General features: G+C 55.3%; 13 protein-coding genes. 7 read left to right on the plus strand and 6 right to left on the minus strand.

The annotated features are described in order from the left end of the window. Positions 1-68 precede the first annotated feature (68 nt). Complete coding sequence (gene rsmD / locus RG807_RS14175; RefSeq protein WP_309045469.1) at positions 69-716, plus strand: 16S rRNA (guanine(966)-N(2))-methyltransferase RsmD; 648 nt, start codon at positions 69-71, stop codon at positions 714-716. Here the strand turns inward: rsmD and RG807_RS14180 are convergent. Then, positions 692-1870 carry a DesA family fatty acid desaturase gene (locus tag RG807_RS14180; RefSeq protein ID WP_309045470.1) on the minus strand — a complete coding sequence of 393 codons (1179 nt, stop codon included), beginning with the start codon at positions 1868-1870 and terminating at the stop codon, positions 692-694. The two genes, rsmD and RG807_RS14180, sit on opposite strands and share 25 nt — an antisense overlap. Positions 1871-2030: 160 nt before the next feature. On the opposite strand from RG807_RS14180, the gene mutM reads away from it, so the two are divergent. From mutM to RG807_RS14205, 5 genes are all read left to right on the plus strand, one after another. Continuing rightward, positions 2031-2843: a bifunctional DNA-formamidopyrimidine glycosylase/DNA-(apurinic or apyrimidinic site) lyase gene (gene mutM / locus RG807_RS14185; protein WP_309045471.1), complete on the plus strand. Its 813-nt coding sequence runs from the start codon at positions 2031-2033 to the stop codon at positions 2841-2843. A gap of 101 nt (positions 2844-2944) precedes the next feature. Continuing rightward, positions 2945-3652 (plus strand): GMP/IMP nucleotidase, encoded by a 708-nt coding sequence (yrfG, locus tag RG807_RS14190; RefSeq protein ID WP_309045472.1) that lies wholly within the window; start codon positions 2945-2947, stop codon positions 3650-3652. A 41-nt stretch (positions 3653-3693) separates the two neighbouring features. Next, the gene (gene hslR / locus RG807_RS14195; protein ID WP_309045473.1) at positions 3694-4101 is read left to right on the plus strand and encodes a ribosome-associated heat shock protein Hsp15; all 408 of its coding nucleotides are present in this window, start codon (positions 3694-3696) and stop codon (positions 4099-4101) included. A gap of 58 nt (positions 4102-4159) precedes the next feature. Continuing rightward, a complete protein-coding gene (hslO, locus tag RG807_RS14200; protein WP_309045474.1) occupies positions 4160-5014 on the plus strand; it encodes an Hsp33 family molecular chaperone HslO in 855 nt (284 codons plus the stop codon). A gap of 175 nt (positions 5015-5189) precedes the next feature. Beyond that, positions 5190-6722, plus strand: coding sequence for a phosphoenolpyruvate carboxykinase (locus RG807_RS14205; RefSeq protein ID WP_309045475.1), 1533 nt, complete (start codon positions 5190-5192; stop codon positions 6720-6722). 99 nt (positions 6723-6821) lie between these two features. Here RG807_RS14205 and RG807_RS14210 read toward each other — a convergent pair whose 3' ends face one another. Then, the gene (locus tag RG807_RS14210) at positions 6822-8885 is read right to left on the minus strand and encodes a TRAP transporter large permease subunit (RefSeq protein WP_309045476.1); all 2064 of its coding nucleotides are present in this window, start codon (positions 8883-8885) and stop codon (positions 6822-6824) included. A 27-nt stretch (positions 8886-8912) separates the two neighbouring features. Beyond that, a complete protein-coding gene (locus RG807_RS14215; protein WP_309045554.1) occupies positions 8913-9860 on the minus strand; it encodes a hypothetical protein in 948 nt (315 codons plus the stop codon). Positions 9861-10254: 394 nt separating this feature from the next. On the opposite strand from RG807_RS14215, the gene RG807_RS14220 reads away from it, so the two are divergent. Then, positions 10255-10533 (plus strand): HU family DNA-binding protein, encoded by a 279-nt coding sequence (locus tag RG807_RS14220; RefSeq protein WP_309045477.1) that lies wholly within the window; start codon positions 10255-10257, stop codon positions 10531-10533. A 77-nt stretch (positions 10534-10610) separates the two neighbouring features. Here the strand turns inward: RG807_RS14220 and RG807_RS14225 are convergent, their stop codons facing one another. From RG807_RS14225 to RG807_RS14235, 3 genes are all read right to left on the minus strand, one after another. Continuing rightward, positions 10611-11648: a putative solute-binding protein gene (locus RG807_RS14225; protein ID WP_309045478.1), complete on the minus strand. Its 1038-nt coding sequence runs from the start codon at positions 11646-11648 to the stop codon at positions 10611-10613. Positions 11649-11867: 219 nt separating this feature from the next. Beyond that, a complete protein-coding gene (locus RG807_RS14230) occupies positions 11868-13169 on the minus strand; it encodes a dihydroorotase (protein ID WP_309045479.1) in 1302 nt (433 codons plus the stop codon). Next, positions 13166-14188 carry an aspartate carbamoyltransferase catalytic subunit gene (locus RG807_RS14235; protein ID WP_309045480.1) on the minus strand — a complete coding sequence of 341 codons (1023 nt, stop codon included), beginning with the start codon at positions 14186-14188 and terminating at the stop codon, positions 13166-13168. The genes RG807_RS14230 and RG807_RS14235 overlap by 4 nt, the downstream gene beginning before the upstream one ends. Positions 14189-14198 lie beyond the last annotated feature (10 nt).

The raw sequence follows: 14198 nt of genomic DNA on the forward strand, positions 1-14198 counted from the left end.
TGAAAGGCACGATTTCCGCTAATATACGCCAGCCACAAATATTGCAGCCCGCTTCCGGAGCCAACCATATGACCCGCAGAAATTCCTCAGGCCCGAGCTTTTCAAACAAGCCCTCCAAAGGAGCCACCAAGAGCAAGGGTGCCGGGGGCGAGCTGCGCATTATCGGGGGCGACTGGCGCAGCCGAAAATTACGCTTCCCGGATGCCGGAGGGGTTCGCCCAACACCCGCGCGCACCCGGGAAACCCTATTTAACTGGCTATCATTTCACATCGCGGGAAGTGATTGTCTGGATTTGTTTGCCGGCTCCGGCGCCTTGGGACTCGAAGCACTTTCCAGGGGTGCAGCCCAGGCCACGCTGATTGATAACAACGCCGCTTTAGCAACCGCGCTGCGAGGCAATCTGAGGCTGCTGGGCTCCGAATCCGGGACTGCAGTATGTGACGATGTGAGCACCTACCTGGGCGAGCGCAATCGGCAGCCGTTCGACATTGTGTTCATGGACCCGCCGTTCCACCAAGGCTGGCTGACGACGCTGATTCCGCTACTGGATTCTCGGGGCTGGGTGAAACCTGGGGGCTGGGTGTACGTTGAACATGAAAGTGACCTGCCTTCACCGGCTGCACCCGCCAACTGGCAACTGCACCGGCAAAAAACCGCAGGTCAGGTCACTTACTGCTTATATCGGGTGGCTCAAGCCGCCGGGCGCAGCGAATAAGCCCGCAAATGGGCGGCAAACTCTTCCAGATAGCGGATGCCGCTGGCCTCAGCATCTTTGCACCATTCCATCAGCGCCTGCAGTTTATCCTGCGGCTTAAGACCGCGCTGGCGCCAGAGTGCCTGTAACTCGTTGCTCATTTCATAAATCTGACGCAACACGGCGTTGCTTTCGAGAACCGACTCCAGCGTCTCTTTATCACGCGGTTTTATCAGCGTTACCTCCCGCGACAGAAGCTGCTTGAGCTTACGATACCTGGGCCGGATTTCATCATCCATCAGGCTCTTTTGCTGACGTAAAACTGGCTCTGTCACACGTTTACGGTACTGGCGCATGATGTCAAAACGATTGTTGGCAATGGCCTGCACGGTTTCTACATCCACATCCTGCTTGCCCGGAACGTAATGGGCAATTGGCCGGTAGCCTTTGGGCTTAGCAAGACCAAACGCCTGGAACAGGCGAATGTAACCCCAACCAATATCCACTTCGTACCAGCGGCGTGAGAGCTTGGAAGAATTCGGGTAAGTGTGATGATTATTGTGCAACTCTTCACCACCGATCAGAATTCCCAGAGGAGAAATGTTGCGCGCGTTATCAGCGCACTCAAAATTCCGGTAGCCCATCCAGTGACCGATTCCGTTCACCACGCCCGCGGCCCAGAAGGGTATCCAGACCATTTGCACAGCCCAAATCCAGATGCCGTTAACACCGAAAAGCGCCAGGTTAATGACCGCCATCAGAATAATGCCCAGCGCCCTGTGGCGACTGTATATATTGCGCTCTACCCAATCATCCGGCGTTCGCTGACCATAGCGCTCAAGATTCTCTGCGGTCGCTGCTGAGGCGTACAGCTCTGCGCCTTCAAACAACACCTTCTTTATACCAAGTACCACCGGACTATGTGGATCTTCAGCGGTTTCACACTTGGCGTGATGCTTACGATGGATCGCAGTCCATTCTTTGGTATTCTGCGCTGTGGTCAACCACAACCAGAAGCGGAAAAAATGCTTCAGTGCAGGATGCAGATCAAGCGAGTTGTGGGCCGAATGGCGATGCAAATAAAGCGTTACACTGATAATCGTGACGTGGGTCATGCCCAGAACAACCAGAATCAACTGCATCACCGACAGGTCAAGGAGACCGTTAAACCACATAATTAATCCTCAAATCAAAACCAGAAGCGACCTTACAGGCGCCTGTCAGGAGCAGTTTAGCGTACAGGTGTTAGCTAAAACAACAAGCTTTAAAGGCAAGTTTGCTACCGTTCACATTTGCACCACATTGCACCTCAAAATTTGACCGGAGACTGGTTGAATGCCCGAATTACCCGAAGTTGAAACCACAAGGCGCGGCATCGCACCCCACTGTGAAGGTCAAACCATTGACCAGATCAAAGTACGGAATGGCCGTCTGCGCTGGCCCGTGCCCGGCGATATTGCCGCGCAAATGGACGGCCAGGTTATCCGCACTGTGGAGCGGCGAGCGAAATACCTGTTTCTGAACCTCGACCATGGCACAGCGATCGTTCATCTCGGAATGTCTGGCAGTCTTCGCATCATCACCGATGGCGCACCGGCAGAGAAACACGATCACATTGACCTTGTGCTGCGTTCCGGCGTTATTCTGCGATTTAATGACCCCCGTCGCTTTGGCTGCTGGTTGTGGGCCGACACGGCAGTGGCGCACCCGCTGATAGCCAACCTTGGGCCAGAACCATTGTCGCCAGAGTTTAATGGCCGAATGCTGTTCCAGTTATCCCGCGCTAGAAACACCCCGGTGAAATCCTTCATCATGGACAGCCATGTGGTGGTCGGCGTCGGCAACATATACGCCAATGAAGCACTGTTCCACGCGGGCATTCACCCCAAACGCAAGGCTGGGCGCATCAGTCTCGATCGCTACGAGCGCCTTGTTGAAGCTATCCGGGAAATCCTCAGCGCCGCGATCCTGATGGGCGGTACCACTCTGCGAGATTTCGTGAACAGCGATGGCAAGCCAGGCTATTTCGCTCAGTCATTACTGGTTTATGGCCGCGCCGGAGAGCCCTGCCCGAACTGCGAAACAGCGCTGAAGGAAATCCGCATGAACGGGCGATCTACCGTGTACTGCACAGGATGCCAGCGGTAGCTCTGGGCCGCAGGCCTGTGCCCAACATCCGTAATATCCCGGCTTGCCTCAAACCGGGATCTGCGGCAGCCTGAGGAAAACATTTAAGGCTGGCTTTGCATATGATCAACTGGACGTCCCTCGAAACCGTATTCCTGGATATGGACGGAACACTGCTTGATCTGCACTTCGACAATCATTTCTGGCTGGAACACCTGCCCCGGCGTTACGCTGAGACTAACGGCATGCACCCCGAGAAAGCCAGAGACAAAATCATCAGCATGATCATGGCCCAAAAAGGCACGCTCAACTTCTATTGCACCGATTACTGGAGCGAGCAGCTTGCCCTTGACATCACCGGGCTCAAATCCGAGCTCGGTGATCGCATCGGCTACCGCCCACATGTGGCGGATTTTCTTCAATCTCTCAAGAAGGCTGGCCTGCAATCCGTCATCGTAACCAACTGCCACCCCGATCCTTTGGAGTTGAAACTGCAACGCACAGGCCTCGACCGCTATGTAGATGGCATTGTTTCCAGCCATCAGTTAGGCAAGCCCAAGGAAGACACCGCTTTTTGGCGAGATTTGCAACAACTCGCGCCCTATCGGGCTGCCTCCACACTGATGGTGGATGACAGCTTCCCGGTACTCGAAAGCGCCCGGTCCGCCGGAATTGCCCAATGCCTGGGAATTCTGGCCCCGGACAGCAAACGGGCAGCCAGTGAAAGCCATCCCGAAATACCTTGCGTGCACCACTTTGATGAAGTTCTGACTGCCATCCATCAACAACGACCCCCTCATCAGAAAAGCGCTCTGCCATCTGGTGACTGAGGGCGCTATAATCCAGACATACGCCCATTAGGTGAGGAGATATGGCGGCATCCGCTTCGGACGATCAACGGGTAAGACTCGACAAATGGCTCTGGGCTGCGCGCTTTTACAAAACACGCGCTCTCGCAAAAGAAGCAGTAGAAGGCGGCAAAGTCCACTACAACAGCCAACGCTGCAAGCCCGGCCGACTGGTTGAACCCGGCGCCACGCTTACCCTGCGCCTTGGCTATCTGGAAAAAGTGGTCATTGTCGACGAAGTAAGCGAGCGCCGGCGCGGTGCACCCGAAGCCCAAAAGCTTTACCACGAAACCGAAGACAGCGTGAAAAAGCGGGAAGACCTCTCGTGGCAACGCAAAACCATGCAGGCAGCACAGTTGCCGCCGGCCAGGCGCCCTTCCAAGAAAGATCGCCGCGACATTCAACGATTCCGTGACCAGAACAGCATCTGAGCCAGTCAGTTCTGTTGTCACCTACCGATTCAAGCATCCAGCTTCCAGGAGAACCAGCATGGCATCCCGCGACCAGTTCCAGCGTTTTATATTTGAACACAGCCAGGTGCGCGGAGCCTGGGTGCAGCTTGACGAGAGCTTCCGTGAAATCACCGGCCAGGCACCCTACCCCGAATCCGTTCGAGGCCTTCTGGGCGAAGCACTTGTAGCCAGCATTGTTATGAGTAGCAGCCTGAAATTTGAGGGCACCTTGTCGATTCAAGCACAGGGCGAAGGCCCGCTGCGAACGTTAATGGCTGAGTGCAGTCATGACCGTAAAATTCGCGGTCTCGCGCGATTTGATGAGCATGCGGTAAGCGAGGACAGTTTCCACAACCTCCTGGGTGATGGCCGCATGGCCATAACCATCACTCCGCAGCAGGGTAACCGCTACCAGGGGGTTGTACCCCGTGAACGTGACAGCCTTGCAGGATGTCTGGAAGAGTACTTTGAACGCTCGGAACAAATACCCACCAGTTTGTTCCTGTTTTCCAGCGACCGTGGGGCCGCGGGCTTGATGCTTCAACGCATGCCTGGCGCTACGCAAGAGGACGACGAACTCTGGGAGCGGGTCAACCACCTTGCGCGCACGGTTAAAGCTGACGAATTATTGGAGCTGGACAGCGAAGCCCTGCTCCACCGCCTCTTTAACGAAGAAACAGTGCGGCTCTTTGACGCCGAAGCCGTGGCATTCCAGTGCAGCTGCTCCAAAGACAGAACCCTTGTAGCCCTTGAAGCCATTGGCAAAGACGAGTGTTACAGCATACTGGACGAACAGGGAACCATAGATATGGACTGCCAGTTCTGCCATGCGCACTACCGCTTCGACAGGAATGATATTGATCAGCTTTTTTCCGGCCATACGCTACACTAGGCGTGGTTGCGAAATCACCCGGAAGCCAGCAATAACGCGACTTCCGGCGTAGTCGTTTTTTATCGGCGCCTCTGGCATAATAGCGCGCCTGAATTGATCCGATTGTTCAGAATTCCGTCAATTTCCGGGCAGACGGCCTGAGCAGTCACTAAGACATCCCGAGGGCGAGGTCGAAGTGAGCAACACTTATAATGATCTGAGTACAGCACGACTGGTAGAACAGGCACTGGCGCGTAATGAAGGCCAGCTGGCATCCAACGGTTCGCTGGTCGTAGAAACTGGTCATCGCACCGGTCGATCCCCCATGGATCGTTACATCGTCGAAGAGCCAAGTACCTCTGACGACATCCACTGGGGCCCGATCAACCGCCCGTTCGACGCCGATAAATTCGACGCCCTGTGGGAACGCGTAGAGGCCTACATTGCTGAAAAAGACAGCTTTGTTTCCCTGGTGCACGTAGGTTCCGACCCTGAGCACTACCTTCCGGTGAAAATGACCACCGAGACCGCCTGGCAAAACCTGTTCGGCCGCAACCTGTTCATTCGCCCGGAAAACTACAACCAGGCAGACAAGCAGGAATGGCAGATTCTCAACGCTGCCAATTTTGAATGCGTACCTGAGCGCGATGGCACCAACAGCGATGGCTGCGTCATCATCAACTTTGCCCGCCGCAGAGTGCTTCTGGCAGGCATGCACTACGCCGGTGAGATGAAAAAGGCGATGTTCTCCGTGCAGAACTTCTTGCTGCCGGAAAAAGACGTGCTACCAATGCACTGCTCCGCCAACGTTGGCGAAGATGGCGAAACCTGCTTGTTTTTCGGCCTATCCGGCACTGGTAAAACCACCCTTTCTGCCGACCCGCACCGCTTCCTGATTGGTGACGACGAGCACGGCTGGGGCCCAGGCACTGTCTTCAATATTGAAGGCGGCTGCTATGCCAAGTGCATCGATCTGAGCAAGAAGAACGAGCCTATTATCTGGGACGCGATCCGCTTCGGCGCTATTGTTGAAAACGTAACAATTGATCCGGAAACCCGCGAGCCAGACTACACCGACGTTTCCCTGACTGAAAACTCCCGGTGTGCCTACCCGCTCGAGCACATTGAAAAGCGCGTACTCGAAAACCGTGCCGGTGAGCCGACTCACATCGTGTTCCTGACCTGCGACATGACTGGCGTACTGCCACCTGTGTCCATTCTGAGCCGTGAAGGTGCTGCTTATCACTTCCTGAGTGGCTATACAGCACTGGTTGGCTCTACCGAAATGGGCTCATCGTCCGCACTGAAATCCACCTTCTCTACCTGCTTTGGCGCTCCGTTCTTCCCGCGTCCGGCAGGCGTGTACGCTGAGCTTCTGATGAAGCGTATGGATGAGTACGGCAGCAAGGTTTTCCTGGTGAATACTGGCTGGACTGGCGGTGCCTATGGCGAAGGAACACGCTTCAGCATACCGACCACCCGCGCGATCATCAGCGGTATTCAGAACGGCGAACTGGACAATGTCGAAACTGAACACCTGCCAACTCTCAACCTGAGCGTACCCAAGCAGGTACCCGGCGTTGACTCTGCATTGCTGAACCCGCGCAACACTTGGGCCAGTACAGATGCCTACGACAAGAAGGCAGCGGAACTGATTGGTCAGTTCGTCGAAAACTTCAAGAAATTTGATGTTTCCGATTCCATTGTGGAGGCAGGGCCGAAGCTCTAAGCCTGCCCCTCCCAAAAAAAAGCGCCCTACTGAGAAGCAGGGCGCTTTTTTCGTTTCAAGGCTGGAGCATTTTGCATCCTGCGTTGTTCAGGTTTAGATTCAGGCGTAGAACATCAAAGGTACAAAGGCCACCAGCACCAGCGAAATCCCCATAGCAATCAAGGGCATAATGATGCGCTCATGGCGCTGGTAGAAGGTGCCATCTTCCTGCTGGGCAGCCAGCACTTCGGCTTCTCCCACCACTTGCCGTGTTAACAGATGGTTCAGTGCCACCGGCGGGCTCAAGTAACCCAGTTCAAAAGCCACCAGGGTCACCATCCAGAAGTGAATGGGGTGAATGCCGCTGGAATAGGCAATGGACGCTACGGTGGCAGTCACCAGAATGACCGCACCAAAGGCATCCATAATCATTCCAAGAATGACCAGGATCACAACCATTAACAACATAGCAGACCAGGCACTATCGAACGCCTGAGGGAACGCCTCCATAATCTGAGAACGCTCGATCACGCCACCAATACTGACCGACAGGCCCAACAACAGCAGCAACGCGCCAATTTCCGCCGTTGTATCATTCGTGGCCCCGCGCACACTGCGCTCCAGCCCCTGGTGGTTGATCTCACCCGTCGCACTGCCCTTCTTGTTTTTGAAGCTTACGTGCTCGTATACCAGAATGGACAGCATAATGACCGGCAACAACCGTGGCGCCGAAAACTCATCCATACGCACATCCAGTGCAAAACGGTAGAGCAGAACAACACCCACGATGACCAGTGCGTAAGGAATCAAGGAGCGAAGCGCTTTAAGCGTGGCTGGCAAGGCTTCGGAAACAGGTGCCAGGTTAAATTTACTCTGCCGGTTTACGGTGAGCGCAACCGCGCTGAACATCGCAGCGGTCAGCACAAACACCCAGATACCCCAGCCGAACAGGTCGTCTGTGGTCACTTCCCGGTTCAGGTAAGCAATCACAACAACCAACAGGCAGGGGCGCAACACAACCCCCAGAGAGCCCGACATGGCTGTAGCTGCCAGAGCCAGTTGCCTACGGGCACCGGCCGCTCGCAACTCACTGTATATAACCGCGCCCGCAGCAATAACAAAAATCCCCGATGCACCGGTATAAGCAGTAGGAACAGCGGCGACAAGAACAGCAACCACCGCCAGCATTTCCGGAGGCATACGCCAGGGCCGAAACAAGTTGAATACCAGCGTAGCCAGGCGCGTTTGTTTGAGCATCATGCCAACCCAAACATACAACCCCACATTAAGGAACATGTCCGCTAGCTCGACCATCTTGCCGAGATAGATACCGATGCCTGAGGTGTGACCAATCAGCGCAAAGTAGCTTCCCGAAATCAGACACATCACCGTATAAAGCGGCACCGCCAGGAATGCTTTGTTCGGTTGCCCGCCGGGAGCCAGACCTGTCGGCACGCGAACCAGTCGGTAAAGGCTGGCCAAGGTAAGGCACGCAAATCCTGCGACCCAAAAGTTATGGAGCAGCAGATCGTCGGATGAAACCGCCGTTTCTGTACCCAAACTGGACTGGCGGAAAATCAGGCTGGACCCCAGCAACATAGCGTTAGCAATCGTTTGGAGCGTCAGAGAAACCGTATAGTCCAAACGGGTTTCCATAGCCCGCATGGCTATGTGGTGGCGCGTAAGTGTGGCTGTGGCAGCACACATCATCACCAGCAAAACCAGAATGTAGCGTTGCGACTCAAGGCCAAAGGCAATCAAATCAGCAACAAACAGCTCCACTGCCCGGTAGGCCTTCACGCCAGGGGTAAGCTTATCCTGCAGGCTGTCATAGCTTTGGTAGGCAGCTTTGCAATCGGCAACGGAGCGCTCAATCGCAAGCCGGACGTCCGCAGGGTTTTTCTCCTGGGCGTCCAGCAACATTGCCATGGGGTCGTCGTCGGCTGGCTTTTGAGCAAGCTCTTGCGCCACTGCCGCATCAATATCCCGATCCGCGTTACAGGTTGGCGCAACCGGGTCCATCCGCAGTTTGTAATAGCCACTCCAGAGCTGCTCACCACCGCGCAGCATCTGGTTATGGATATCGCTGCTTGTGGAAAAAAGCACCACAGACAACAAAAGCAGACAGGCAGGTAGTGATGAAAACCACTCCAGACCACTCCGACGAAAACTACCCTTGGTCATAACTCTACACTCTGGAACATTAACAGGTTACAGCAGGCCATCCAGGCTCATGGTTTCAACTTCTTTCTGCTGGTCATCCCAGAAGGTGCCAAGCTGGCCCAAGGGGGTGCGGTGGCCGGTGTTCTCTACCCAAAGGCGGTCGGAGATTGAGACGATGATATTGGTCGCCATGGCATCCACGAAGGCCCACTCTTCATTTGCAGGCTGCTCTTTGAGGGACTCAGCGTGCCGACCTACCACGGACTTCACCATTGCCTCGTCACCCTTGTTGGTGGCAGAAATTGCGTGGAAAACGTGGCTGAGGCGTACACCCGCCTCTTCACCCTTGCGGTCTGCTATGGCAAGCCGCTCGAAGGCATCTTCACCTTCCGGCTGTGCGCCCGGTATCATGGCCCATACCGTTGCTTTCAGCGCCATTGGCGCACCCCACCACTTATCATTCTCAAGACAGCTGGACGCTCTGGCTACAATTGATCCAATGTTCTTGGGAACACCAATAGAAGACGTTGACTGGATCTCAGCATTAAGTGCCTGCAAACCGGACAACAGCCCGGCAAGGTAAATAAACTCATCAAGATCGTCGTCAAAGTCCGGGCACTCACCGGTCCCGGGTTCTCCGTAATAGGTGTTGTGATGCTGCCACGCCTTGAAGTAGCGTTTGGATGCCAGAGTGTAGGCCCGTTTCTGGCGAATCATAGCGTCTTCCGCGGCATTGCCTTTCCTTTCGTACATGGCTGCCAGTGCGGCCAGTTCATGCTCACGGCCTTGATCTTCTGCGCAGCCACCCGCTGAGAGATAAAGCATTACCGCCAGTTGGTCGGGCTCATCGGTCACTCGGCCGAAGGACATCAGTAGAGGAGCAGTGGCCTCACTCATGGCGCAACCCATGGCTAGATCGCCGCTTTCCATCAAGTAGGGAATCGTGTGCTGCCTGGAAAAGCCCTGCATTACATCGCCAGTGGTTTTGTACATCATGTTGTTAATCACGCCACAGCCTGACAGCAGTGTACCGAGGCTCAATGCAACAACAATGCCCTTGCAGCGGGCGAACGAATGCCGAATTGACTGCCCGACAGATAGCGAGCGGGAATGATTCGGGTTGGAGGGTGCTGCTAATGGAATCCCGGTTTGCTTCATGGTTTTTAAACCTTCTTAACGTTTTAAATTATTATTCTGAACGCGCCGTTAGCCGGGCATTATGGCCCACAGCGCCCACTCATTTTGAGACCGGCACCGCAAATGACGCCTATGTACACAGATTTTATGGCCCCTCGGGTTTGCACAAAATGCCGCAAGCCGCTATAGATTCAGACAGCCGCACTCTCGTTGAGTTGTGACTCCGTTAGATAAAAACAAAAAGGAATTCCCGATGCGCAAACCTGAACTTGCTGCAGCTATCGCCGAACGCACTGGCCTCACTCGAGAAAAAGCCGGCGAAGTGGTTACCACTATTACAGACCAGATCTCGGCGGCGGCTGCTCGCGGAGAAGACACAACCCTTACGGGATTTGGCACCTTTAATATCCGCACCCGTGAGGCACGGGATGGCAGAAACCCTCAAACTGGAGCAACAATCCGTATTTCTGCCAGCAAAACCGTTGGTTTCAAGGCAGGCAAAGCATTCAAAGATGCGCTTCGCTCAAACTGAGAACCATATCGACTGCCAAAGCTGAAACGACCCGCCAGCATTTCATCATGCGGGTCTGTTTCAGGTTGCACGTTAAATCAGGAAGCACACTCGGAACGTGTGGCGTCCACACGACACCGAATAGCTTTCATCAGCTTGATTGCACGCTCGTCGTACACACCATCGTCGACCAGTGACAAACGTACTTTTCGCAGCATTTTGTCGTACTCAGCTGTCACCTCCCTTGGCAAGGTCATCCATACACTTTCCGGCATTTCGGCTTCTGCCTGGGAAATGATGTCATAGGCCTCACCCATGCGCTTGACGGCCTCGTCACGCACCATCTGGCCCGCGCTATCAGGGAAGCGATCGCGGTGGAGGATAATCTGGAAGTTCATATAGGCTAGTGCGTACTTAAGCACGCCGCCGTTTGGCTCAACGCCCTTGTACAATTCCAGTGGCTGATATGCCACAGCAGGGGCGTAGGCAATATCAACACTGCCATTATTGAACTTGCCGGCAAAGTTGGCGGAGTTGGAGCCAACAACAGACGCACCCACATGACGAACCATGCGAACCGACGCCTGATCGAAATCCAGCGTTGCAACACGCTTGCCCTGAAGTTTCTCTACGGAATCAATGCTGCGATCACGGGTGTGGAGGTAAATCGCACCAGCCGGGAACACTCCCGCCACTTCATAGGGGCCATCTATCAGCAATGGGCGCGCGTTGGGCTGACTGAGCGTGTTGTACAACAAGCGCATTTCTTCTTGGCCCGGCACAGCACCCATGGCCTCCAGGCTGCCGGTGAATTTGTTGAACTCACGTGCGCGGGTTCCGGTAAGGAACACTGCATCACACTGACCAGCCTTGAAATCTTCTGCAGCAACTTTCTCGTCGGTGTAGGCACTCAGGTTCAGCTTGATACCGTTCTGAAGAGCAATAGGCTGAAAGGTTTTGGTAATGGTGAAAAGTGGGCCGTTGGCGCCAACCGGATCAAATACACAAAAGCTTCGCTCAATGATTTCATCGGCTACTTTCGGGCTGGCTTGGGCATTACCCACTGAGGGGAGCAAAAAGCTGGCACACAGGGCAGCCGCCAAGGCCACCTTTTGCGGGAAGAGTACTGACGTCACGGGATGACTCCTGAATCATTATTGTCCGGCAGCAGTGCTTGCTATCTGAACTGACACGCTGCGCATTTTATTGAAGTCGACATTATGCCGAAAGGCATAAGAATACGTTGGCACAGGCGCCCCGTCTCAAGGGTTTTTAAGCAACATTTTGGATTATGTGATGGCGTCGACAAAGATTGGCGCAAACCCGGGCACTCTTTTCATACCCATCCAGAGACTTCAGGCGCTACGCCAGGCCTCTCGCCCTTCTACCAGCGTAAACCGAACAACGCCCGGCAACGGCCGATCGAGCACGGGCGCGTGGTGACCGGCCGAAATCAGGGTCTGCTTGCTCGGAGTCCAGTGCGCATCAGGATCAAATACACACAGATCCGCTACATCATCCTGGCCAATCGTAGCATTGAGCCCAGCCACCGAGGCCGGACCCGAGGTAAGCCCACGAATCAGCTCGGTAAGGGTTAACTCACCTCGCTGCACCAGTTCAAGCCCGAGGGAGAGCAGACTTTCTATGCTGGAAAGACCAGGCTCAGTGTCTGGCAGCGGCGCCTGCTTGGCAGCGCTTTCATGGGGCAGATGCTGACTGACGATGGCATCAATTACGCCTTCGCGAACGCCGGCAACCAGCGCTTTTCGGTCCGCCTCTGAACGCAGCGGCGGGCGCAAATGGAAACGGCTATCAAAGCTCGACAGCGCCTCTTCCGTAAACACAAGCTGATGCATGGCTACATCAGCGGTGACGGCAATACCCCGGCGGCGGGCATCGGCAACCATTTCAACGCTGCGGCCGCATGAGAGCTGGCTCAAGTGCAGCCTTACGCCGGTTTCTTCAGCCAATAAAAGCATTTCCATTACGGATGCGGTTTCAGCCACTTCCGGAATACCCAGCAAGCCCAAACGAGCTGACACCAGACCATCATGGGCGTAGCCATCTGCGGCCAGGGACTGATTCTCCGGGCGCAACATCACAATCAAACCAAAAGTCTGGGCATAGGCCATGCAGCGGCGCAGCACCCGGGCATTGCGCACACCGCGGGAACCGTTACCCACCGCAATACAGCCAGCGGCGGTCAGGCCCGACATATCGCTGAGCATTTCCCCATCAAGCCCACGAGTCAGAGCGCCCACAGGCAACACCCGAATCGGCGAGCTGACATAAGCGCCATCCCGAATCAGGTGAGTCACGGCCCGGGAGTCGTTAACCGGGGACGTTTCGGGAGACACGCATACGGTGGTGAAGCCGCCCCGTGCCGCGGCACGGGTCTCGGACACCATGTTGCCTTTCTGGCCATTGCCCGGCTCACGCAGGTTGCAGTACAGATCAACAAAGCCCGGTGAAATCACGCAGCCTTTGGCATCAAATAATTGGTCTGCGTCGGCTTTTTCGGCCGCTTCGCCAATGGCCGCAATGCGCCCGTTCCGGATCAACAGGGAAGAATTTGGTGTTTCACCGCCATGGCCATCCAGCAGTCGGCCGCCAGTAATTTTCAGGCTGGCACCGGAGAGTTGGTCGTTTCCGCTCATGCCAGGCCTCTCTCATTCATTTCGTTCAGTTTCTGCTGTCGTTCAGCCATCTGCCCACCCATAGCCATGGACATAACAGCCATGCGGATGGCGATTCCATTGGTAACCTGGTTAAGAATGACCGACTGCGGGCCATCCGCCACCGAGGATTCAATTTCGACGCCACGATTAATCGGGCCTGGGTGCATGACAATGCACTCGGGATGCGCCAGCGCCAGCTTCTCCTGACTTAAGCCGTAGAGCCGGTAAAACTCACGCTCGCTGGGCAGCAAAGCGCCTTCCATACGCTCTTTCTGCAGGCGCAACATGATCACCACGTCCAGATCCTTCATGCCCTTGGCCATATCGTATTCCACAGTGCACCCGAGACTTTCCACATCTTTTGGCAGCAGGGTTCCGGGGGCAATAACCCGTATCTGCTCGGCGCCCAGCTCGTTCAGCGCACGGATTTGGGAGCGCGCTACCCGCGAGTGCAGAATGTCACCCACTATGGCCACTTTAAGACCCTCAAAACGGCCTTTGTGCTGGCGAATGGTCAGCATATCGAGCATGGCTTGCGTGGGGTGTGCGTGGCGACCGTCGCCAGCGTTGATGATGGCGACGCCGGGAGTCACGCTTTCTGCAATAAAGTGTGGTGCGCCGCTCTGGGCATGACGCACAACAAACATATCGCTGGCCATGGCCTCAAGGTTGAGAAGCGTGTCTGAAAGCGACTCGCCCTTGGACGTTGCGGAGGTGTTTATGTCGAGGTTGAGTACGTCGGCAGACAGCCGTTTTGCGGCAAGCTCAAAGGTACTACGAGTGCGGGTGCTGGCCTCAAAGAACAGGTTGACCACAGTTCGGCCTCGCAGAAGAGGCACTTTTTTGATGCTTCGCTCACCCACTTCGATAAAAGAATCTGCCGTATCCAGAATATCGGTCAGCAGCTCCCTGTTCAGCCCGTCCAGAGTCAGAAAATGCCGCAACTGGCCATCCCGGGTGAGCTGCAAGTGGTTGGGGGAAGCTGCGTTTGCGGTCATGGAGTGCCTG

Origin of the sequence: Marinobacter sediminicola (assembly GCF_031157525.1) — a bacterium.
Lineage (GTDB): Bacteria > Pseudomonadota > Gammaproteobacteria > Pseudomonadales > Oleiphilaceae > Marinobacter > Marinobacter sediminicola.